We start from the raw sequence: 21,303 nt of genomic DNA on the forward strand, positions 1-21,303 counted from the left end.
TCCGAGTTCAGCTGGTCGGGTCCACGACCGTTGTCACAGGCTAGTGGTCAACCTTCCGTGTCCGCGGCGTCGGCGCGCTCGTTGTTGGACTGGATGCGGTCCAGGGCGTGCGCGGCCTCGTCACGCGTGGCGAAGGGGCCGATGTGGTGACGGTTGGTCGACTTGAGGCCCTGCTCGACCTCGCCGGTCTTGTCGTTGTACCACCACTGGGATTCGATGCGCTCGTCGGTCATGGGGCTGACCGTACCCGGGCCGGCCCGGGTCGTCCGGACGGGCGGGCCCGGGGCGGCGGTGCTGGCCGGGTCGGTCCGGGTCGGCGGTGCTGGCCGGGTCGGTCCGGGTGCGCGCGGACGTCCGGCTCCGCGTTCGGGAGGCGGCGGTCGGCTCCGACACGGGAGGCGGCGGTCGGTTCCGACACGCCGCTAGAGTGGAGCGCATGCCACGGGACGAACACGGACACCTGACCGCTGGCCGCATCTCCCCGCAGCGGCCCGTCCCGCGGGACGTCGAGCGTCCCGAGTACGTCGGCAAGGTCGAACCGCACGAGCACGGCCTCGGCGACAGCTACACGCCGGACGAGGTCGAGCGCATCCGCACCGCGGGCCGCATCGCCTCGCAGGCCATCGACGCCGTCGGCGCGGCGATCCGCCCGGGCGTCACGACCGACGAACTCGACCGGATCGGCCACGAGTTCATCGTCGGCCACGGTGCCTACCCCTCGACGCTCGGCTACCGCGGGTACCCGAAGTCGCTCTGCTCGTCGCTGAACGAGGTGATCTGCCACGGCATCCCCGACGACACCGTGCTGCAGGACGGCGACATCGTGAACATCGACATCACCGCGTACAAGGACGGCATGCACGGCGACACCAACCGGACCTTCGTGGTCGGGCAGGTCGCGCCGGAGGTCCAGGACCTCGTCACCCGCACGGAAGAGGCGATGCACCGCGGCATCCGCGCCGTCGCCCCGGGCCGCCAGGTGAACGTGATCGGCCGCGCGATCGAGTCGTACGCCAAGCGCTTCGGCTACGGGGTCGTCCGCGACTACACCGGACACGGCGTCGGTCGGGCCTTCCACTCCGGGCTGGTCATCCCGCACGTGGACGACGTCCGCTACGACACCGTGATCGAGCCGGGCATGGTGTTCACGATCGAACCGATGCTGACCCTCGGCGGCATCGACGCCGACATCTGGGCCGACGACTGGACCGTCACCACGCGCGACCGCTCCTGGACGGCCCAGTTCGAGCACACGCTCCTCGTGACCGAACGCGGCACCGAACTCCTCACCGTCTCCTGATCCCCCGCGGCGCACCCGATCCCGGGACCGTGCCGGACACCCGCGTCACCTACGGAAGGCACCGCTCCCCATGACCTCACTCGCAGTCGGCGTCGACATCGGCGGAACAGGCATCAAGGGCGCGATCGTCGACACGGCGACCGGCGAACTCACCACCGAGCGGATCAAGAAGGCGACCCCGGAGGGCGGCAAGCCCCAGGACATCGTCGAGGTCGCCAAGTCGATCCTGGACGACCTGTCCCCCGCCTCGGACGTCCCGGTCGGCGTCTGCTTCCCGGCGATCGTCCGCGACGGCAAGACCATGTCCGCGGCGAACGTGTCGAAGAAGTGGATCGGCTTCGAGGCCGAGGCGCTCTTCGAGAAGGAGCTCGGCCGCTCCATCCACTTCGTCAACGACGCCGATGCCGCCGGGTTCGCCGAGCAGCAGTTCGGCGCGGCGAAGGGCCGTGACGGGCTCGTCATTATGACGACGCTCGGCACCGGCATCGGCACCGCGCTCATCAACGACGGCGTGCTCATCGTCAACGCCGAGCTCGGGCACCTGGAGATCGAGGGCGTCGACTACGAGACGAAGGCGTCCTTCGCTGCCAAGGAGCGGGACGACCTGACGTGGAAGCACTGGGCGAAGCGTCTGCAGAAGTACTACTCGCGACTCGAGGCACTGCTCTCCCCGGAGCTCTTCGTCGTCGGCGGTGGCGTGTCGAAGCAGTACGAGGAGTTCCTGCCGCTGCTCGACCTGCAGGCGGAGATCATCCCCGCGACACTCCGCAACAACGCGGGCATCATCGGCGCGGCGACCCTGGCGGCACGCAGCTCCCGCTGACCTGCCCCGCCCTGCCCGGCACCCGGGCGCGCCCGCCTGCCCGGCGCCGACCGGTCACGACACCCCGCAGGCTCCCCGTCGAGCGGTCACGAAACGTCGTTCTCCACGCCCGAGACCGACGATCTGCGACCGCTCGGCGGACGACGTGCGGCGTGTCGGGGTCGGTCGACCGGACGCACCTCGGAGACGGGCCGGGAGGATCGGGCGGGCCGGTACACTCGTCGGAGCGAACGGGTCGGTGAGACGGTCGCGTCACTCCCCCGGGAGTGCCGAGGAACGTCCGGGCTCCACAGAGCAGGGCGGTGGGTAACACCCACCCGGAGCAATCCGCGAGACAGTGCCACAGAGAACAGACCGCCGGTGGCGACACCGGTAAGGGTGAAACGGTGGTGTAAGAGACCACCAGGGATCCGGGTGACCGGATCTGCTCGGTAAACCTCGCCCGGAGCAAGGTCAGACAGAGGACGCTGAGGCTGCTCGCCGAGTCCTCGGGTAGACCGCTGGAGGCCGACGGCAACGTCGGTCCGAGAGAGATGGCCGTCACCGCGACCTCGGTCGCGGGACAGAACCCGGCGTACGGCCGGCCCGTTCGCCCCAGACCGTACGATCACGACAGCCCGGTACCGCGAGGTGCCGGGCTGTCGTGTCCAGGCCGCCGACACCGCGAGACACCAGGAAGCGCACGAGACGCCCCCGGATTCCGCGGCTTCTCACGCACGCAGCGGCGTCTCACGCACGCACCGGCGTGTCGCGTCGGCAGCGGCGTCTCGCCCGGACGACGGCGTCGCATGCGGACGGAAGCGTCTCGGCGGCCGGGAGGCCCGCAGCCAGCCCGCACCGCGCCTCCCGCCCGGCATGCCCCCGGACTCTGGCTGGCGCCCGCCGCCGCGAGACACCGCGAAACGCACGAGACGCCGCCGGATTCGGCGGCGTCTCGCGGAAGCGGCGGCGTTTTGCGGCGGCGGCGCCGGCCGGCAGCGCCTACAGGCCGGACTCGGCCGTCCGCACCAGGATCGCGTCGCTGTCCGGGCAGAGCACGACGTCGTCCGGCGCCGCGGCCCGGATCGAGGCCAGGTCGGAGTTGTTCAGCGCCACGCCGGACGCCGTCGACACGCCGCCCTGCAGCAGCGACGCCCCGAAGCCGTACCGGGCTCGCTGCCGCTCGTACAGTGCGAGGAGGTCGGCCGGCACCTTCGCGGCGACGTCGGCGCGGGACTGGACGGCGGCGACGCGGTCCTTCTCGAACCGGGCGATGCCGTCGTCGCGGACGCCCATCAGCCGGCCACGCTCGGCGTCGATGTCGGCGAGCTGCTTCTCGATGTCGCCGACACGGGCGCGGAGGCGGTCGAGCGTCTCCATCACCTCGAGCTCCTGCGTCTCGAGGTCGTTCGTCCGACGGTTCAGCGAGTCGAGCTCGTTCTGCAGGCCGGCGGCGTCCTTGGCGTTGCCGACGCTCTGCAGCAGCGTGGTGTCGCGCTCGATGCGGGCCTGCGCGGTGGCGGTGTCCGACTCGAGGCGGGCGAGGTCGCGCTCGGCGTCCTCGACGTCCCCGGTGGCGGCGGCGAGCTGGCTGCGCAGGCCGGCGGCCCGGGTGCCGAGCTCGGTGAGGTGCTCGCCCTTCTGCAGGGAGCTGATCCGGTGTGCCAGCCGGGTGATGTCGTTGTCGAGTCGCTGGACGTCGAGCAGGATGGCCTGGTCCTCGGGTGCTGCCTTCATGGTCAGGCTCCTTCGTTGGGGGCGGATGGCAGGACGGCGAAGTCCCACGGGTCGGTGCGGAGGTCGCTCACGGTGACGCGGACCCCGGTGGCGGCGCGCAGCTGTTCGGCGGCGACGTCGAGCCAGAGCCACTCGGTCGCCCAGTGCGAGGTGTCGATGAGCGCGGGGCCGTCCGCCACCATCGCCTGCTCGCGGAACTCGGAGGCGGGGTGGTGCCGCAGGTCGCTCGTGACGTAGACGTCGGCGGCCCGGACCTCGGGGTTGCCGAGGTAGGCGTCACCGGCGCCGGCGCAGAGGGCGACGGTGCGGACGGGTCGGTCGTACTCCCCCGACACGCGGACCCCGGTCGCGGTGGCGGGCAGGACGTCGACGATCCGCCGGGCGAGCACACCGAGGGGCACCGGCTCGGCGAGGACGCCGACCCGTCCGATCCCGGTGACACCGTCGGCTGCGGGCTCGAGCGGACGCTGCTCCTGCAGGCCGATCCGGTCCGCGAGGACGGCCGAGGTGCCGGTGGTCACGACGTCGGCGTTCGTGTGGGCCGCCAGGAGCGCGCACCCGCCACGGACGAGGGTGGCGAGGACGGAGCCCTTGTAGGTGGACTCGTCGATCGTGGTCACGCCGCGCAGCAGCAGCGGGTGGTGGGTCAGGAGCAGGTCTGCCCCGGCGGCGACGGCTTCGCGCGCGGTGTCCGGCACGGCGTCGACCGCCAGGTGGACGTGCTCGACCACGGCGTCCGGGTCACCCGAGACGAGGCCGACGGAGTCCCAGGACTCCGCCCCGGCCGCCGGCCACAGGGACTCGACGACGGACTGCAGTTCTCGGAGCGTCGGCATCCCGTCAGTGTACCGAGACGACGGGGTCGGCCCGGGTGTCAGCGACGGCCGACGAGGCGCAGCAGGCGGGCGACGAGACGCGACCACCAGCCGGTCGGGGCGATCGACGCGGTGTCGGCACGGGCCTCCCGATCGGATGCGTCCACGACGGCGGTGGCGACGGTGTCGTCGGCGTCGTCGGTGGCCTCGGGGGTGGCGACCGGCGCGGCCACCGGCACCGCGACGGAGACGACCGGCTGCTCGCCGGTGTGGGCGCGGATCACGGCGGCGAACGCCTCGCGGTCGATGACCGTCGGGCCGGTCGCCGGCTGCACCAGCGGGGTCGGCCGGCCGGAGGCGGGGACCGGCGGCGACGAGGGCGACACGGTCTGGAGGCTCGACACCGGTCGGACCGCGGCCTGCGGTCCGTCGGTGGTCACCACGGCGTCGGCGTCGGCCTGGTCCGCCGCGGACACGTCGATCGAAACCGGTTCGGCGACCGCACGGTGCGGTGCCGGCAGGAGGGGGCGAACGACTCCGACGCGGACCGGCGCGGTGGCGGCGCGGCGGAGCGCGGCACGCTCGCGGCGGTCGGCTTCGCGGGCGGCGTCGGCGAGGAGGTCGGCGAAGACCTCGCGGGCGAAGGCCCGGGCCCCCTCGACCTCGGCGTCGGTGCTGTCGGCGACGACGGCCTCCCACGCGGCCAGGCGGGCGAGGTCCTCGTCGCGGACGCGGACCTCGTCCTCGAGCAGGTCGATGCGCTCGATGGTGGTGCGACCGCTCGAGGCGTCGAGCGCGACGGCGAGGTCGTCGAACCGGAGCGCGAGGCGCTCGGGCGGTTCCGGGAACGACGGAGCGCAGACGGCGACGTGGCGGGCGCGGTCCCGGTCGCGGCGGAAGGCGCGGTCGTCACCGGAGGTCGTCTCGACCGCAGCGGTGGTCTCGGGTGCGGGGAGCTCGGCTGCCGCGTGCTCGGCTGCCGCGTGCTCGACCACCGGGAGCTCGGCTGCCGGCACGTCCGCGACCGGCTCCTCGACGTCCACCGGGGGCAGGACCGGACGGCGGACCGGACCGGTGACCGGCGGCACGACGAGGTCAGCGAGGTACGGCGACCGCGTGGCCGGGGCGTCGCGCAACCACTCCTCGAGTTCGCGACCGAAGGGGTCCACGAGGGGCGTGCGTGCTCCGGACTGCGTCTCCATGTGAGGAGTATGAATATCGCGGACCCGATCGGTACGGACATCCCCGGAGTGTCGCGGGATCCGGTGGCATGTCGCTCCCGCACGAACCACCCGTCGCCGCGTCGGGACCGGTCGCTCGGGTCAGCCGTGCAGGGTGTCGCGGGGGTACTCGCCGAACCGCCGGGCGTACGCCGCCGAGAACCGACCGAGGTGCGCGAAACCCCAGTCGACGGCGACGCTCGCCACCGTCGTGTCGGCGGGAGTGCCGGCGCGGAGCTCGTCGCGGACCCGGTCGAGTCGGATGCCACGGAGCAGGGCGTTCGGGGCGATGCCGACCTGGCGCTGGAACGCCTGCTGCAGGCCGCGGATGCTCAGGCCGACGTGCTCGGCGACGTCGGTCGTGGTGATCGGCGTGTGCGCGGCGGCGTGCATGTACTCGATCGCCGACCGCACGCGTCCGGTGGCGCCGGCGGGCAGCGGGACCTGGCGCGCGGTGATCCGGTGCGGGAAGGTGCTGAGGAGCGCCAGGGCGGTCCGCCGGGCGGTGTCGGCGAGGGCGAGCACGGACACCGGCGTGTTGCCGAGGACGATGCGGGAGGCTTCCTGCACCTGGTGGTTCCAGGCGCGCACGGCCTGCGCCCCGGGGATGGCCGTGTGGTCGAAGACCAGGGTGCCGGGCTCGGTGCCGTAGGCCTCGGCGGCGATGCGCTCGAGGAACGTGCGATCGAACTGTACGACGCTCTGTCGCACGTCGGCCAGGTCGAAGCGGTAGGGACGGCCGATCGGGAACACCACCGGGCGCCCCGGTGCGAGGGCGACCTCGTCACGGCCGACGTCGAGTACGCCGCCGCCGTCCGTCACCCACGCCACGCTGACCTGGTCGCCGGAGTCGACCTCGCCGACCATCCGCGCGTCGAAGCGGGTGGACCGCAGCGACATCGTCTGGTCGCCGACGGACCGGAAGCGGTACCCGAAGGCCCGCTCGGTCCGCTCGGGCAGGAAGCCGGATGCCTCGTAGGTCTGCTCGAACATCGACCGAGCAGCGTCGAGGTCGGAGCCGGACGTCTCGAAGACGGTCCTGGATTCCGTGGTGGTGGTCATCCCGGGCATCGTGGCACGCACCTCTCGAACTCCATGCATCCGGATGAATCCGACGCGGGAAGCGGCTCACACCGCGCGGGTGGCCTTCCGGACGGTCCACCGGTTCTCGTCGCCGAGTCGGTCGTAGCGCAGCTCGTCCACGACCATCTGCACGAGGGCCAGGCCGCGGCCGCCCTCCGCCATGTCGTCCGGCAGGGTGGCACCGGCCACGTCGACGGACGCGGGGCGGCCGTCGTCGGTGATCCGGGCCTCCAGGGCGTCGCTGGCGACCGCGAGCGTCAGCGAGCACGTGACCTGCCCGCCGCCGGCCGCGTGCTCGATCACGTTGGACGCGAGCTCGATGATCGCGAGTTCGAGGGCCATGCGGTCCTCGACGCTGACGGCGGGCTCAGCCGTCCAGACGTCGCTGAGGAAGTCGTGCACCGAGGAGACGTCGTCGGGCGGCGACGCGAAGTCCAACCGGTGCTCGCCCACGCCGACCCCGGTCAGACCCATTCGCGGACGGCTTCGTCACCGTCGGCGTAGCTGCGGAGGATCTTGTCGATGTTCGACAGCTTCAGCACCATCGCGACCTGCTCGGACGGTGCGGCGATCCGGAGGTCACCACCGGCCTGCCGAGCGGTCTTCAGCGCCCCGACGAGCGCACCGAGCCCCGAGGAGTCGAGGAACTCGACGTGGGAGAGCTCGACGGCGACACGAGGACGACCGTTCTCGATGACCGTCGCGACGGTCTCACGGAAGGCGGGTGCCGACACCATGTTGAGGCGGCCGGAGCACTCCAGCACCGCCGCTTCCGTTCCGGCTTCGTGTACGACGATGTCCATTGTGTGTGGGGCCCCCTCGAGAGTCTGCGCGTGCCTCATCGGAGGCTAACGGGTCGTGACGACCGGGGGAACAGGACGCGCTGGCGCCCGTACCCCCGGTCCGGGGGATCACCCCGTGTTCTGCAGGCCGGCGGCGATGCCGTTCACGGTCAGCAGGAGCAGCCGGTGGTCGCCGTCGGTGGGGTCGGAGCTGCCGGACGAGCGGATCGCCCGGAGTGCCCGCAGCTGCAGGTGCGACAGGGCGTCGACGTACGGAGAGCGCAGCCGGACGGCCCGCGCGAGCACCGGTCGGTCCTCGAGGACGTCCTCGGCGCCGCTGATCCGCAGCACCCACGAGCGCGTGCGGTCCATCTCGTCGAGGACCTTCTGGCCGAGGTCGCTGCGGTCCGCGAGCTCGAGGTAGCGCCGGGCGATCTGGACGTCGGTCTTCGCGAGCGACATCTCGACGTTCTTGATCAGCGCTGCGAAGAGCGGCCACTCGGCAGCCGCGGTACGGAGCAGGTCGAGGTCGCCGACCGCCTCGAGCGCGGAGCCCAGGCCGTACCAGCCGGCGAGGTTGATGCGGGCCTGCGTCCACGAGAACACCCACGGGATCGCCCGGAGGTCCTCGAGCGACTCGACACTGAGGCCGCGCCGGGCCGGACGGGACCCGAGCGGCAGGAGCCCGAGCTCCTCCATCGGGGTGACCCGGGCGAACCACGGGGCGAAGCCGTCGGCCTTCACCAGGTCGTAGAACGCCGCGCGGGAGACGTCGTCGAGCTGCTGTGCCAGGTCGGCGAACCGGGTCGCGGCAGCAGCGGTGCGGGCCTCGTTCGTCGGCGAGGACGCGAACAGGGTGGCCGAGGCCATCTGCTCGAGGTGCCGGGCCGCGATGTCCTGGTCGCCGTACTGGGCGAAGATGACCTCGCCCTGCTCGGTGAGCTTGAGCCGCCCGTCGATCGACCCCGGCGGCTGCGCGAGCACGGCTTCGTTCGCCGGGCCGCCACCGCGGCCGAGCGAACCACCGCGGCCGTGGAAGAGGGTCAGTTCGACGTCGTGCTCCGTCGCCCAGGTCGCGATCCGGGCCTGCGCGTCGTACAGCGCCAGGTTCGCGGACACCGGTCCGACGTCCTTCGAGGAGTCGGAGTACCCGAGCATCACCTCGAGCCGACGCCCGGTCGCGGCGAGGCGACGCTGGAACGGCTCGGTGCGGACGGCCTCGTCGAGGATGTCGACGCTGGCGTGCAGGTCGGCGAAGGTCTCGAACAGCGGGATGACGTCGAGCACCGGAGCGGCCTCGACCGACCCGAGTGCCGCCACCGCGAGCTCGTGCACGTTCGCCAGGTCCGCGGCGGACTGGGTGAACGAGACGATATACCGGCGGGCCGACCGGACCCCGTACCGGCGCTGCAGGTCGGCGATGGTGCGGAACACGGCGAGGACCTCTTCGGTCATCTCGCTCAGGGCTCCCCCGGCACGGATCTCGGCGAGGGCCGTGCGGTGCACCTGGGAGTGCTGGCGGATCTCGAGCTCGGCCAGGTGGAACCCGAAGGTCTCGACCTGCCAGACCAGGTTCTGCAGCTCACCGTTCGCGGCACGGAGGGCCCCCGCAGCGGTCAGTGACGCCTGCACGACGTGGAGGTCGGCGAGTAGCTCGTCCGGGCCGCCGTAGGCCAGCGGACGATCGTCGCGACGGGTGGCGTCGATGCGGGCGGCGATGAACAGCAGCGCCCGACGGTGGGTCTCGTTCGGGGCGCGGATGCCGATGCGCTCGGCGACGTCCGGGTCGAGCGCTTCCTGCGCCGCCACCAGTGCGGTGAGACCGGCGTCACCCGGGGTGTGGTCGGCGTCGAGGGTCAGGGCGCTGCCGATGCGGGTCGCGGCCCGGGCCAGCCCGAGCAGGATGTGCTCCGCGGCGATCTCGGCAGCCTGGCGGGTGACGTCGGCGGTGACGTGCGGGTTGCCGTCACGGTCACCACCGATCCAGGTACCGAAGCGCACGAACGCCGGCGCCTGCACCGGGGCACGGCCGGCGTCGTCACCCTGCAGGCGGTCGTCGAGCAGGCGGTACACCTGCGGCACGATCTCGAACAGGGTCTGGTCGAACACGCTCATCGCGGTGCGGACCTCGTCGAGCGGGGTCGGCCGGGTGGTGCGGAGCGGCGAGGTGCGGAGCAGCGTCGCGATCTCCTCGAGGAGCCGACGCTCGTTCTCGGCGCGGGCGGTCGCGTTCTTGCTGCGGTCGCGCTCGTCGATGAGGTCCGTGATGCGCCGGACGCCCGTGGTCACCGCGCGACGGCGGGCCTCGGTCGGGTGGGCGGTCAGGACCGGGTGGAAGCGCAGTCCCTCGAGCCGGGCTGCGGCCTCGTCCGGGCCGACCTGCTCGACGAGTTCGACGAACGTCGCGGGGAACGAGTCGCCCGGCTGCCCGCCGTCGTCACCGCGGGCGCGGAGGACCCGCACACGGTGGTGCTCCTCGGCCAGGTTGACCAGGTGGAAGTACGAGGTGAACGCCCGGGCGACCTCTTCGGCACGCTCGGCGGAGAACGTGGCGACCACCGCCTCGGCACGGGCGGCTCCGTCGTCGTCGGTGCCCTCGTACGCGTCGATGACCGCCTGGCGCAGCGACTCGACGTCGCGCAGCAGGTCGTCACCGCCGGTCTCGCGGAGCACCCGCCCGAGCAGGTTGCCGAGGTACCGCACGTCAGCGCGGAGGTCACTGTCGACCGCTCCGCTGACGTCGTCACGCGCGCGTCCGAAGCGCGTCGAACCGTCGATCGCCGTCATCTCGTCCTTCCCGGGTCGGTCCGGGCTGTCCCGGCGTGGCAGCAGCGTACCGGGCGCCGACACCACGTGACGACGACCGTCCGGACGGCCTGCTGCGGCGGACTCGGAACCCGGCTCGGGCGGTGCGCGCTCGGCTCAGGCGGTGCGCGCTCGGCTCACGCGGTGCGCGCTCGGTTCACGCGGGTTCGGCTCAGGCGGGGTCGGCGAGGGCGGGCTCGGCTCGGGCGGGGTCGGCGAGGGCGGACGGCAGACGCATCCCGTCCACGGCGGCGAGCAGCCCGGCGTCGAGACGGTAGGCCAGCTCGACCTCCGCGATCACCCGCTCCCGTTCCTCGTCGCTCCACGGCGCCGCGTCGAGCTCCGCCCGGTACGTGTCGGTGAACGCGGCGGGGTCGGCGACCTGGTCGAAGATCCAGAGCAGCACGCCGTTGGTCTCGAAGCCGAACTGGTCGGCGAGCAGGCGTCCGATGGCGTGGCCGCCGGTCAGGTCCCCGAGGTAGCGCGTGTAGTGGTGCGCGACGAAGCCGCCGGGCCACGTCGCCGCGACCTCGTTGAGCCGGCGCACGTACGCCGTCGTCGCGGGCAGCGGCGTGAGCAGCTCGTCCCAGTCCGGCCCGACCAGGTACTCGAGATCGGCGCGGATGCCCGGCATGCGGGTCAGTCGGCTGGTCACGAAGGGTGCGGCGACCGGGTGGTCCGCCATCCGGTCGGCTGCGCACTCGAGGGCGTCGTACACGAAGGCGTACTGCCCCAGGAGCGTGGCGTAGTCCGCGACGTCACAGCGCCCCTCGACCAGGTCGTGCATGAAGCCGTGGCCGGCGGAGACCCCGTGCGAGCGCCGCGTCCGGACCCGCAGGGCCTCGGAGAACGGGACGACGTTCGTGCTCATGAGGTGAGGCTAACCTCACAAGGTGTCCGTCGTCACCCTCCGACGGGAAGACCCAGGAAAGGAGGCTCGTCCACCGATGAGCCCGAAGCCGAACCGCCCGCAGCACGTCCTGGTCGTCGACCACACCGAGCGCCTCACCCCGCACATGGTGCGCGTCCACCTCGGCGGCCCCGGGTACGACACGTTCGTCGAGCACGCCGACCCCGAGCGCCTGGCCACCACGGACAAGTACGTCAAGCTCCTGCTCCCGCAGCCCGGCACCGGCCTGCAGCCGCCGTACGACCTCGAGGCCCTCCGCGCGACGATGCCGAAGGCGGACCTGCTCGCCCGCCGCACCTACACCGTCCGTGCCGTCGACCCCGTCGCGCGGACCATCGCGATCGACTTCGTCGTGCACGGCACCGACGGGCTCGCGGGGCCCTGGGCCGCGGCAGCCCGGCCCGGCGACCGCATCGCCCTCTCCGGCCCCGGCGGTGGCTGGGCCCCCGCCGCGGACCCCGAGGTCACGCACGTGCTGCTCGGTGACGACAGCGCCCTGCCCGCGATCGGCGCCGCCCTGGAGGCCATGCTCCCGTCCGCCACGGGTGTCGCCCTGGTCGAGGTGGCCGGCCCCGCCGACGAACAGCCCCTCGCGCACCCGGCCGGCGTCGAGCTGCGCTGGCTGCACCGCGACGCGGCGGGTGCCCAGCCGGGCACGCTGCTGCTGGCGGCGACCCGGGAGCTGGCACGTCCCTCCCGAGCGGTGAGTGTCTTCGCGCACGGCGAGCGGGCCGCCGTCAAGGCGATCCGTCGGGTGCTGCAGGACGACTGGGGGCTGGAGAAGTCCGACCTGTCGCTGTCGGCGTACTGGGCGCTGGGGCGTGCCGAGGACCGGTTCCAGGAGGAGAAGCGCGAGCCGATCGGCGTGGTCTTCGAGGACTGAGCCCGGCCGCGTCGGTGGCCGTCGGTAGCGTGCCGCGCATGGTCCGGTCGGAGAGCCCTGCTCGCTGCTGCGTCCCCGGCTGTGCTGCGGTCAGCTCCCCCGACGCCCCGGTACCGCTGTGCACCGGACACGTGGGGCTCGTCGGGGAGTTCGCGGCCGAGCACGTCGGGGTCGAGGACGTCCTGCCCGGACCGTGCCTGGTCTGCGGCGGCCGGGTCGGGGTGCGGTTCCCCTCCGGCGCGGTGTGCGCCGTGTGCGAGTGGCGCTTCGGCGACGTGCCGGACGGCGAACTCGGCGCACCGCGGGTCGACGTCGTGTACTACCTGCGGATGCGCGACGACACCGGGGACCGGATCAAGATCGGCACGACCGCGAACCCACGGCAGCGCCTCGGTCGGATCGCCCACCAGGACCTGCTCGGGTTCGAGCGCGGCGACCGCACCCTGGAACGGCAGCGGCACGCGCAGTTCGCCGCTTCGCGGTACCCGGGCACCGAGTGGTTCCGGGTGACGCCGGAGCTGTTGGCGCACGTCGACGTCGTGGCCGCCGGTGTGCCGGACCCGTGGGCGCTGCACACGCGGTGGATGAGCGAGGCGCTGGCGCTGCGGGGCTGAGCCGAGCCCGGGCCGGCGTCGGCCGGCTCTCGTCGTGCGTCGACACGGTCGGCTGCCGGCGCACCGGCCCGGCTCGCGCTGCGTCGGTTCGGCGTGGACACGCACCACCGGCACCGGTTCGCACCGTGGGAAACCCTGGCGCGGACCGGTTCTCGTTGTGCGGCGACCCAGCCGGCTGAGCCGGGTCGGGCACGGCCGGGCACGGCCGGGCACGGCCGGCCCGACGTCAGCGCGCGTAGGCGTCGACGAACAGCGGGCCGCGGATCTCACGCAGGACGTCGACGAGCCGGTCGATGGTGCGGCCGGACACCCCGGACTCCTGCAGGTCCCAGGGCCCGAGGACCGGCAGGCGCCCCGTGCGGATCCGGACGACCTCCCACCCGACGGCCCGGGTGGCGCGGTCCTTCCGGCGGTCGGACGCCTCGCGCGAGCCGACGTGCTCGAGCCCGTGTCGACCGGTGGAGTCGTACTCGATCGCGACGCGGAGCTCCGGCAGGATGATGTCCGGCCAGACCTCGACGTGCTCGTGGAAGGGCCGGTCCAGGCGGATCGCGGTGTGCTCGAACGTCAGATCGAGGCGGTCGCGCAGCCCGGCCCGGAGCTCGGCCTCGACCGCCGAGGCCGGCGCCGGCGCGCACTGGCTGACGAACGACTCCCCCGACGGCAACCGCGGGGTCTTCGGGCAGATCGTCCGGGGCGCGGTCGTCCGGGTGCTGCGCCCCCGTCCGGCGCTGCTGCCGGCGCTGCCGCCGCCCCGGGTGCGCGTGGGCACGCGTCGGGACGACGCGACCGCACCACCGGGCAGCCCGCGTGCCGGTGCGGCCGGCAGGGTCTGGCGTCCGGCCGACCGAACCGCTCGCTGCGGGACCGGAACCGCAGACGGCCAGTCCTCGGGCAGCACCGGCCACCGCTGCGGCTGGGCGAGCACAGCACACTCCGGGCACCACACCGACCGCCGGCGCTCACGACCGGGACGGGACCGCTGCTCGCTCGGCGTGGCGACGAAGACGTGGCCGACGTCGCACTCCCACGTCAGCAGGACGTCAGCCGCCGGCGGGATCTGGGTGAGGACGACGCCGGCGTTCCAGTCGGGGTGGTACTGCCGCACCAGGACGGGCCACGACGCCCACTCCGCACGGAACTCGCCCACGGCGTACGGCACCGGCACACCGCGCGACCACTGCCGCCGGCGCCACCACGCATCCACTGGTTCGGCCACGACCCGCACGGTAGGACGAGCCACCGACAGCAGCGGTGCAGTACTCCGTCAGCGCGGCGGGGTGACGAACGTGAACCGCTCGGGCCCGGCCTGCGAACCGTCCTCGAGCACCCGGATGCCGGACTCCCGACACGCCGCGATGCCGTCGCGGTGCACCCGCTCCGGGCGCGGCTTCCGTGGGACGCCGGCGTCGCCGAAGACCGCCCACGCGTTCGCCGCGGCGGCGCTGGTGAACCGGGTGCTGTACCGGACGCCGGCGAACCCGGCCGCGTCGAACGCCCGCGCCCAGGCCTGCGGCACCCGGTAGTCGCCCATCGTCTGCAGCTCGGCGCCGACCCCGGAGCGCACCGCCGCGGGGTCGGTGACGTCGGCGAACCGTCGACCCCGGGAGGCGCGGGCCGCCACGACGACCATCTCGCGCGCCCGGGCAGCGAACACCGTGTTCGTGTGGAGGGTGTGGTGCGCGAGCCGTTCCCGCACCGCGACCTCGACCGAGTCCGCCCAGTAACAGGTGCCCCGCGGGTCGGCGAGGTCGAACCGGCCGCCGTCCACACCGTCGGCGTCCGCGGGCGTCGACGCGAACCACCACGCCCCACGGTCGTGGCGCTTCGCCCGGTAGAAGGTGGTGCCGCGCGACTCGGCAGCCGGGAAGTCCGTCAGGTCGAGGTCGTCGGCCGGGACCCGCTGGGCGACGTCGGTCCGAGCCGGTTCCCGGTCAGGCGTCGGCATGCCAGGCGTGCGCGGCTCGGCGGGCGGCGACCAGGACCGGCTCGACCCGACCGTCGCGGAGCGCCTGCGCGGCCGTCGTCCCGCCGAACTCGTCGGCGACCGTGTTGAGCCACAGCGCGCTGCCCCACGGGTCGATGCCGTCCCGGTCGATCAGGTCGAGCACCTGGCGCAGGTGCGGCAGCGGGGTTCCGGTCCGACCGAACTGGAACGCCGGGAAGACCCGGGTGCCGTCGCCGATCTTCAGCCCGATGAGGTCGCGCTTCTGGGTCGCCTTGTGGATCGCCTGCCGGGTGACGCCACGCCAGTTCGCCAGCGAGGCGGTGTCGTAGAACGGCCCGATCAGCGCGTCGGTCTCGTGCTTGACGGTCGGCAGCGCGGCGAGCATCCGCTCCGCCAGCGCGTCGACGTCCGCGGTGTCGGTGAGGGCGGCGTCCGCCTCGCCCAGGCGGATCCGCTCGGTCAGCGCCTGCAGCAGCGCGGACTCGGCCGGGCTCAGCTCCTCGGCCGCGGATCGCGTGCGGTGCAGTGTCGATTCCATCAGGCCCCTCTCGTCAACCGCGTCAACCCGACGGTACTCCCCCACCGACAACCACGTCAACCGCCGGACGGGAGGCGCGGTGCGAGTCCCGCACCGCGCCTCCCGTCCGGTCGTGCCCGCGCTGCGATCAGCGCCGGGCGGTCACCGTGCGACGATCAGTGCTCGTCGTAGTGGTCCTCGTGACGCGCGTGGCGGTGGCCGTCGTGCACGAAGTCGACGTGGTCGCCGTGCTCGACCTGCTGGTGCTCGCCGCCGTCCTGCTCGTGGTCGTGCTCGGCGACGCCGTGCTCGGCGATGCGGTGCTCGTCGCCCTGGGGGACGTCGGGGGTGGTGTCGGTCATGGGTACCGTCCTTTCGTGAGATCGATTCTCACCTGCATCGTAGAGGACGTCGGGCGGATCCGGCAGTGATCCGTGCAGACACTCAGCCGTCGTGCCAGGGTCGGAACGTGTACACCGACATCACCGGACCGGACCTCACCTCGTACCGCGGCAGCGTCGCCGAACCGGACGACTTCGACGACTTCTGGCGACGCACCCTCACCGCAGCCCGCGAGCACCCGATCGCCGTGCAGGCCGACCGGGTCGACACGGGCCTGACCACCGTCGACACCTACGACGTCTCGTTCGCCGGGTGGGACGGGCAGCGGATCGCCGCGTGGCTCACCGTCCCGGCCGGCAGCGGTGCCGACGCCCCGCTCCCCGCCGTCGTCGAGTACATCGGGTACGGCGGCGGACGCGGCCTGCCCACCGAGCGGCTGCTCTGGGCCTCCGCCGGCGTCGCCCACCTGCTCATGGACACACGCGGGCAGGGCTCGGGCTGGGCGACCGGCGACACCCCCGACCCGGACGGCACCGGGCCCGCGATCCCCGGGGTCATGACGCGCGGCATCGAGTCACCCGACACCTACTACTACCGACGGCTCACCACCGACGCCGTCCGTGCCGTGGACGCCGCACGCGACCTGGACCTGATCGACAGCGACCGGATCGCGGTCCTCGGCGGCAGCCAGGGCGGCGGGCTGGCGATCGCCGTCGCCGGGCTGGTCGAGGGGCTGGCCGGGGTCTTCCCACGCGTGCCGTTCCTCTGCGACCACCGGCACGCGACGCAGATCACCGACGCCTACCCGTACCACGAGCTCGTCGACTACCTGGCGACGCACCGCACCGCGACGGACCGGGTCTTCGGCACGCTCGCCTACTTCGACGGGGTGCTGCACGCCGCCCGCGCGAGTGCGCCGGCGTGGTTCTCGGTGGCGCTGATGGACCCGATCTGCCCCGCGTCGACGGTGTACGCCGCCTACAACGCGTGGGCGGGGCCGAAGGAGATCACCGTCTGGGAGTACAACGGCCACGAGGGCGGCGGTCCGCACGAGGACGCCGACACGCTCCCCCGCCTGCGCGCGCTGTTCGGCTGACGCGGGCTGGTCGGCCGACGCGCGCGCCACGCGTCACCACGCGATGCGGTCGAACTCCGCCCGGAGCCGCACGGCCTGGGCCGGGTGCACCTGGGCGACCCAGCCGATCCGGCCGAGCAGGTGCGCCCGGAAGTCCGCATGGCCGCCGCGGTCCTGTGACACCGGGCCGTGCACCACGCAGTTGTGCAGGACGGCGTGCAGCCGGTCGACCTCGCGACGTCCGGGTGCGGTCCGCTCGTTGACGACCACGCCGGTCACGGACTGGCGGACGCCAGCACGACGGACCCGCGTCTTCGGGGCGTTGAGCCGGTACCCCTGGTCGGTGACGATCCGCTCGACACCCCGCAGGAACGCGTCCGGCCGACGCGCCAGCTCGGCACCGCCGCTGAACGTCAGGTCGTCGGCGTACCGCGTGTAGGCCGCACCGACCGACGCCGCCCATCCCGCCAGCCGGGCGTCGAGGTGTCGCAGCACGGTGTTCGCCAGGGCCGGCGAGGTCGGGGCGCCCTGCGGCAGGTGGGAGTCGGCGAGCAACCGGCGCAGTGCACCCCGCTCGTCCGCGTCGCCCCCGGGCGGCATCGCGGTGAGGACGTGCACCGGAACCCGGTGCGTGCAGAGGCCGGTGAGGACGTGCGCGAGCGGCTCGGCGAGCCCGGCGCTCCGGAACACCCCGTACACCGACGGCGCTCGCACGCTGGCGAAGAACGTGGTCAGGTCCGCCGACACCACGACCTGCTGACCGACGTGGACCCGAGCGCCCGTCACGACGCTGCGGCCGGGGACGAACCCGTGCGCCGCGTCGTGCACCGGCAGCATCGCGAGCAGCTCGTCGAGCACGGTGCGCTGCGTCCGACGGAGCAGGTCCATCGGCTTCTCGAGCAGTCGCGGCGTCCGCCCGGGTCGGTGCACCCACTCGTGACGGTGGTGGTGCAACGGGCTGGCGGGTCCCGGTCGCCGGTTCCACCCGCGGGTGTCCGCGAGCCAGAGCAGCCGCCCGACGGTCACGTCGAGCTCCCGGGCGAGCTCGGGCAGCGTGTCGACGAGCAGGCGGCTCGACACGGTCGGCACCGCCTGCACCGCGACCGCACGGCGGAGCAGCACCCGGACCGGTCGGCGGTCGCGCCGCGCGTCGTGCAGGCGCACCAGCGGCGGGGACCCGGCCAGGGCCGCGGCCAGCTGGCGGGGCGCACCGACGGGAGGCCGTGGGTACGTCTCGAGAGCGGCCCGGACCGCGAGTCCCACGTACGCACGTTCCAGACCGACGACGTCGTAGCCGGCGGCGGTCAGGTGGTCGACGTCCCACGCGTCCGCCGCGAGGAACGCGTCGGCCAGTGCGGTGGCGACGACGTCGAGGGGCGTGGGGTTCCCGGGGGACCTGTCGGTGCCTCCGTGAGGACGCGCGCGCGGAGCGCGCCGAGCCTCTCGGGGCGTGTGGTCCTGCTGGTCCTGCGTGCCCCGGGGTGACCCCGGAGAGGTCGACGCGTCACGCGCGCCGTCCGCCTCCCCCGGGAACTCCACGTGCCCACCATAGGAGGAAGCCGCTACCGTGACGAGCGACACCGCCGTCCCAGTGAGGAGCACCATGCCCGACACCACCGGAGCCCGCTACCGCGACCTGCCGACCGACGAGAAGCTCGCCGTGCTGCTGGCCGAGGAGCGCGAACTCGACCACGACGCGTTCGACCTCGACGACGCCTGGGCGGTGGGCTCGTGGTTGCGCACCACTGCCCTCGAACGCGGGCTCGGCGTCGGCTTCACGGTGGCCTTCGGGGAGCAGCGGGTCTTCCACGCGGCGACGCCCGGGTCCGCCGCCGTCAACGACGCCTGGCTCGACCGGAAGTTCCGGGTCGTCCGGCACTTCGCGCACAGCACCCTGGCGGTGCGGACGCAGTACGAGCTCGGCGGGTCCTCGTTCGACGAGGCCGCGGCGCTCGACCCTCGGCAGTACCAGGCGGCCGGCGGCGGGTTCCCGCTGTTCGTCCGCGGCGCCCTCGTCGGAGCGGTCGGCGTCAGCGGCCTCGAGATGCACGACGACCACGCCCTCGTGGTCGAGGCCCTGCGCGCACACCGCGCACGACGGGACGAGCGCGCGTGACGGGGACGGACCCTGCGGACGACTGCGTCTTCTGCCACCTCATCGAGCACGACGACCAGGGCACGGCCTGGGTCGAGCGAGAGCCCGACGCGGTGGCGTTCCGGCCGCTGCCCGAGTCGGAACTCGCCCCGGGTCACACGCTGGTGGTCCCGCGGGAGCACGCCACGGGCCTCCTGGACGTCGCACCGGACGCGCTGCGGGCGACGACCCTGCTCGCCCAGCGGGTCGGACGGGCGATGCGTGCCGCGCTCGGGGCGACCGGGGTCGTCGTGCTCAGCGCGACCGGGACCGACGCGGGGCAGAGCGTGCCGCACCTGCACCTCCACGTGGTGCCGTGCTGGTCCGACGACGGGGTGCTGCACTGGCCGGAGGCGCGGTCCGCCCACGTGGTCGAGGGGGACGCGACGGCGATGCTCGCGGAGATGTTCGAGTGACGGACGGCGGACGGCCCAGCGCGGTCGAGCTGATCCGGTCCAGCGTGCTCAGCCGGGCGGAGTACTCGCACGCCGCGACGGTGCCGGCTGACGCCCGTGTCGTCTTCCTCGCCGGATCGTGCCCGCTCGCCGCGGACGGCACGACCGTGGCACCGGGTGACCACGCCGCGCAGGCCGCGCAGTGCGTTGCGAACCTGCGGCAGGCCCTGGCCGACGCCGGCGCACGCATGACGGACGTCGTCAGCACCCGCGTCCTCGTCGCGTCGACGCAGCAGGCAGACCTGGTCACCGCATGGCGGGTCGTCCGCGATGCGTTCGGCGAGCACGACGTGCCGAGCACACTGCTCGGCGTCACGGTCCTCGGCTACGACGACCAGCTGGTCGAGGTGGAGGCGGTGGCCGCGGTCCTCGACGCACCCTGACCCGGCCTGCGAGACTGGTCGCACCGGTCGGTCCGCAGTCGCGTGGCCGACACCGGTGACGGCGCGGAGAGCGCCACGGGCGGAGGCGGGGGCCGATGGGGACCGAGGGGTGGCGCGATCAGCGACGTGAACGGCGCGTGCGGAAGGGCAACGGGGAGCCGTTGCCGCCGCTGCGCTGGTGGCAGGTGGCGACCCGGTCGTTGTTCCAGATCCACCTGAGCGACCCCGGCACCACGATGGCGGCGAGCTACACGGTCGACGTGAACCACCTGGGCGACCGTGACGATGGCGCCGTCCGCGCCCGGCTGTACCGCGACGGCCGACTGCTCGCCCTCTCGTCGCTCCCGACGCGGTTCCCGGTGCCGGGCGGCCACATCGAGGTCGCCGTCGGGACCTTCGGGGTGCGCCGGTGCCACTTCGTCGCCGTCACGGGTGACGTGCGGCAACTGACGCCACTCCCCGACAGCGCCGAGGGCCGACGAGCCCGCCTGGCGGCCGAGCGCCCCGGACTGAGCCGGGCGATCGGCACCACCTCGACCCTGGTCGTCCTGGCGGGTGTGGGGCTCGCCGCACCGCAGCTGCTCGAGGGCATCACCGCCATCCCGCCGATCGGACAGGCCGTCGGGGCGTTCGAACTGGCGATCGAGATCCCGCTCGTGGTCAACATCGCGGCCGGCGTCGCGACGGTCGCGGGGAGCATCGAGCGAGCGCTCCGGTTGCGGTCGAACTGGTTGGACGACCTGGCGAACTGACCGGGCCCGACCGTACCCGGAAGCAGTCAGTCCGCCGCGGGGGCAGAGCGACGACGGCTCGCCAGGACCACGACGACACCGAGGACCACGACGAGGGCGACCCCGCCGATCACCCACGGCAGCGCGCTCGGCGACGCGTCGGCGGAGGTCCCGTCGGCGCGGTCCGCGGCGGCGGCCGGTGTCGGTGTCGTCGTGACCGACGTGCCGGACGACCCACGGGCCTCCCGGCTGGGCGTGGCGGTGGGCGTGCCGGTCGGCTCGGCGGCCGCGGAGGGCGCCCCCTGCACCGTGAACGCGACCTGCCCGTCGATCGGGTGGCCGTCCGGCGAGACGTACCGCCAGAGCATCGTGTGGGGGCCGGCGGACAGGTCCACCTGCTTCGACATCGTCGTGCCGGCGACGGTGACCTCCCCGGTCGACTCGTCCTGGCCGGCCTGGTCGCGGACCTCGATCCGGAGGCCCGCATCGAGTCCGGCGAGGGGCGCCTCGGTGAACGTCAGGTCCACCTGGCGCAGGTCGCTCGACACGACCGCACCCTCGGCGGGCGTGCTGCCGGTGAGGCCGGAGTGGGCCGACGCCGGCGCCGCGGTCGCGAGGCCGGCGAGGACGGTGGCGACGCCGACCAACGAGCCGAGGGTGCGGCGGAGGGTCGGCGTGGTCCTGGTGTGGCTGCTGCGGGCGGTCGATGACACGACTCGACCCTACGGGTGGACGGATGACAGACCGGGCGCGCCGGTAGTGTCCGA

24 protein-coding genes and 1 other RNA gene are annotated in these 21,303 nt (G+C 73.5%); 10 read left to right on the forward strand and 15 right to left on the reverse strand.

What is annotated here, in order from left to right; translation table 11 throughout:
* Positions 1–47: 47 nt before the first annotated feature.
* A complete protein-coding gene (locus JOD51_RS09405; RefSeq protein WP_111073266.1) occupies positions 48–233 on the reverse strand; it encodes an SPOR domain-containing protein in 186 nt (61 codons plus the stop codon).
* A gap of 203 nt (positions 234–436) precedes the next feature.
* Between JOD51_RS09405 and map the strand changes: the two genes are divergently transcribed.
* The 3 genes from map to rnpB all read left to right on the forward strand — a co-directional run bounded on the left by map (position 437) and on the right by rnpB (position 2,715).
* A complete protein-coding gene (gene map / locus JOD51_RS09410) occupies positions 437–1,300 on the forward strand; it encodes a type I methionyl aminopeptidase (protein WP_204608019.1) in 864 nt (287 codons plus the stop codon).
* Between the two features lie 70 nt (positions 1,301–1,370).
* The gene (gene ppgK / locus JOD51_RS09415) at positions 1,371–2,123 is read left to right on the forward strand and encodes a polyphosphate--glucose phosphotransferase (protein WP_204608020.1); all 753 of its coding nucleotides are present in this window, start codon (positions 1,371–1,373) and stop codon (positions 2,121–2,123) included.
* Positions 2,124–2,354: 231 nt separating this feature from the next.
* Positions 2,355–2,715, forward strand: an RNA gene (gene rnpB / locus JOD51_RS09420) — RNase P RNA component class A.
* 389 nt (positions 2,716–3,104) lie between these two features.
* Here rnpB and JOD51_RS09425 read toward each other — a convergent pair.
* The 8 genes from JOD51_RS09425 to JOD51_RS09460 all read right to left on the reverse strand — a co-directional run bounded on the left by JOD51_RS09425 (position 3,105) and on the right by JOD51_RS09460 (position 11,415).
* The gene (locus JOD51_RS09425) at positions 3,105–3,839 is read right to left on the reverse strand and encodes a zinc ribbon domain-containing protein (RefSeq protein WP_204608021.1); all 735 of its coding nucleotides are present in this window, start codon (positions 3,837–3,839) and stop codon (positions 3,105–3,107) included.
* Between the two features lie 2 nt (positions 3,840–3,841).
* Positions 3,842–4,675, reverse strand: a complete 834-nt coding sequence (locus JOD51_RS09430; protein ID WP_204608022.1) for a Nif3-like dinuclear metal center hexameric protein — start codon at positions 4,673–4,675, stop codon at positions 3,842–3,844.
* A gap of 38 nt (positions 4,676–4,713) precedes the next feature.
* Positions 4,714–5,856: a hypothetical protein gene (locus JOD51_RS09435; protein WP_204608023.1), complete on the reverse strand. Its 1,143-nt coding sequence runs from the start codon at positions 5,854–5,856 to the stop codon at positions 4,714–4,716.
* A 120-nt stretch (positions 5,857–5,976) separates the two neighbouring features.
* Positions 5,977–6,936 (reverse strand): helix-turn-helix transcriptional regulator, encoded by a 960-nt coding sequence (locus JOD51_RS09440; protein ID WP_204608024.1) that lies wholly within the window; start codon positions 6,934–6,936, stop codon positions 5,977–5,979.
* Between the two features lie 66 nt (positions 6,937–7,002).
* Entirely contained in the window at positions 7,003–7,431 is a 429-nt protein-coding gene (locus JOD51_RS09445; RefSeq protein ID WP_204608025.1) for an ATP-binding protein, read from the reverse strand.
* On the reverse strand, positions 7,422–7,760 hold the full coding sequence (locus JOD51_RS09450; protein WP_204608026.1) for an STAS domain-containing protein: 339 nt from the start codon (positions 7,758–7,760) through the stop codon (positions 7,422–7,424). Before JOD51_RS09450 ends, JOD51_RS09445 begins: the two co-directional genes overlap by 10 nt.
* Positions 7,761–7,868: 108 nt before the next feature.
* On the reverse strand, positions 7,869–10,526 hold the full coding sequence (locus tag JOD51_RS09455; RefSeq protein WP_204608027.1) for a phosphoenolpyruvate carboxylase: 2,658 nt from the start codon (positions 10,524–10,526) through the stop codon (positions 7,869–7,871).
* A gap of 190 nt (positions 10,527–10,716) precedes the next feature.
* Positions 10,717–11,415 (reverse strand): biliverdin-producing heme oxygenase, encoded by a 699-nt coding sequence (locus JOD51_RS09460; RefSeq protein WP_204608028.1) that lies wholly within the window; start codon positions 11,413–11,415, stop codon positions 10,717–10,719.
* Between the two features lie 76 nt (positions 11,416–11,491).
* Between JOD51_RS09460 and JOD51_RS09465 the strand changes: the two genes are divergently transcribed.
* Entirely contained in the window at positions 11,492–12,337 is an 846-nt protein-coding gene (locus JOD51_RS09465; protein WP_204608029.1) for a siderophore-interacting protein, read from the forward strand.
* A gap of 38 nt (positions 12,338–12,375) precedes the next feature.
* A complete protein-coding gene (locus JOD51_RS09470; protein WP_204608030.1) occupies positions 12,376–12,951 on the forward strand; it encodes a GIY-YIG nuclease family protein in 576 nt (191 codons plus the stop codon).
* Positions 12,952–13,177: 226 nt separating this feature from the next.
* On the opposite strand, the gene JOD51_RS09475 is transcribed toward JOD51_RS09470, so the two are convergent.
* The 4 genes from JOD51_RS09475 to JOD51_RS09490 all read right to left on the reverse strand — a co-directional run bounded on the left by JOD51_RS09475 (position 13,178) and on the right by JOD51_RS09490 (position 15,778).
* Entirely contained in the window at positions 13,178–14,170 is a 993-nt protein-coding gene (locus JOD51_RS09475; RefSeq protein WP_204608031.1) for a putative endonuclease domain-containing protein, read from the reverse strand.
* 48 nt (positions 14,171–14,218) lie between these two features.
* Positions 14,219–14,899 carry an RES family NAD+ phosphorylase gene (locus JOD51_RS09480; RefSeq protein WP_204608032.1) on the reverse strand — a complete coding sequence of 227 codons (681 nt, stop codon included), beginning with the start codon at positions 14,897–14,899 and terminating at the stop codon, positions 14,219–14,221.
* The gene (locus JOD51_RS09485) at positions 14,886–15,437 is read right to left on the reverse strand and encodes a hypothetical protein (protein WP_204608033.1); all 552 of its coding nucleotides are present in this window, start codon (positions 15,435–15,437) and stop codon (positions 14,886–14,888) included. The genes JOD51_RS09480 and JOD51_RS09485 overlap by 14 nt, the downstream gene beginning before the upstream one ends.
* A 155-nt stretch (positions 15,438–15,592) precedes the next feature.
* Positions 15,593–15,778, reverse strand: coding sequence for a zinc transporter permease (locus JOD51_RS09490; protein ID WP_204608034.1), 186 nt, complete (start codon positions 15,776–15,778; stop codon positions 15,593–15,595).
* 107 nt (positions 15,779–15,885) lie between these two features.
* Here JOD51_RS09490 and JOD51_RS09495 point away from each other — a divergent pair, with 107 nt between their 5' ends.
* Positions 15,886–16,854, forward strand: coding sequence for an acetylxylan esterase (locus JOD51_RS09495; protein WP_204608035.1), 969 nt, complete (start codon positions 15,886–15,888; stop codon positions 16,852–16,854).
* 33 nt (positions 16,855–16,887) lie between these two features.
* Here JOD51_RS09495 and JOD51_RS17365 read toward each other — a convergent pair whose 3' ends face one another.
* The gene (locus JOD51_RS17365) at positions 16,888–18,372 is read right to left on the reverse strand and encodes a reverse transcriptase family protein (protein ID WP_204608036.1); all 1,485 of its coding nucleotides are present in this window, start codon (positions 18,370–18,372) and stop codon (positions 16,888–16,890) included.
* Between the two features lie 64 nt (positions 18,373–18,436).
* Here JOD51_RS17365 and JOD51_RS09505 point away from each other — a divergent pair, with 64 nt between their 5' ends.
* The 4 genes from JOD51_RS09505 (at position 18,437) to JOD51_RS09520 (ending at position 20,557) form a co-directional block, all read left to right on the forward strand.
* A complete protein-coding gene (locus JOD51_RS09505) occupies positions 18,437–18,949 on the forward strand; it encodes a heme-degrading domain-containing protein (RefSeq protein WP_204608037.1) in 513 nt (170 codons plus the stop codon).
* Positions 18,946–19,383: an HIT family protein gene (locus JOD51_RS09510; RefSeq protein WP_204608038.1), complete on the forward strand. Its 438-nt coding sequence runs from the start codon at positions 18,946–18,948 to the stop codon at positions 19,381–19,383. The genes JOD51_RS09505 and JOD51_RS09510 overlap by 4 nt, the downstream gene beginning before the upstream one ends.
* On the forward strand, positions 19,380–19,805 hold the full coding sequence (locus tag JOD51_RS09515; protein ID WP_204608039.1) for a RidA family protein: 426 nt from the start codon (positions 19,380–19,382) through the stop codon (positions 19,803–19,805). Before JOD51_RS09510 ends, JOD51_RS09515 begins: the two co-directional genes overlap by 4 nt.
* Before the next feature lie 137 nt (positions 19,806–19,942).
* Positions 19,943–20,557 carry a hypothetical protein gene (locus JOD51_RS09520; protein WP_259557033.1) on the forward strand — a complete coding sequence of 205 codons (615 nt, stop codon included), beginning with the start codon at positions 19,943–19,945 and terminating at the stop codon, positions 20,555–20,557.
* A 26-nt stretch (positions 20,558–20,583) separates the two neighbouring features.
* Here the strand turns inward: JOD51_RS09520 and JOD51_RS09525 are convergent, their stop codons facing one another.
* Entirely contained in the window at positions 20,584–21,249 is a 666-nt protein-coding gene (locus JOD51_RS09525; protein WP_204608041.1) for a copper resistance CopC family protein, read from the reverse strand.
* Positions 21,250–21,303 lie beyond the last annotated feature (54 nt).

It is taken from the genome of Curtobacterium herbarum, from assembly GCF_016907335.1.
GTDB lineage: Bacteria > Actinomycetota > Actinomycetes > Actinomycetales > Microbacteriaceae > Curtobacterium > Curtobacterium herbarum.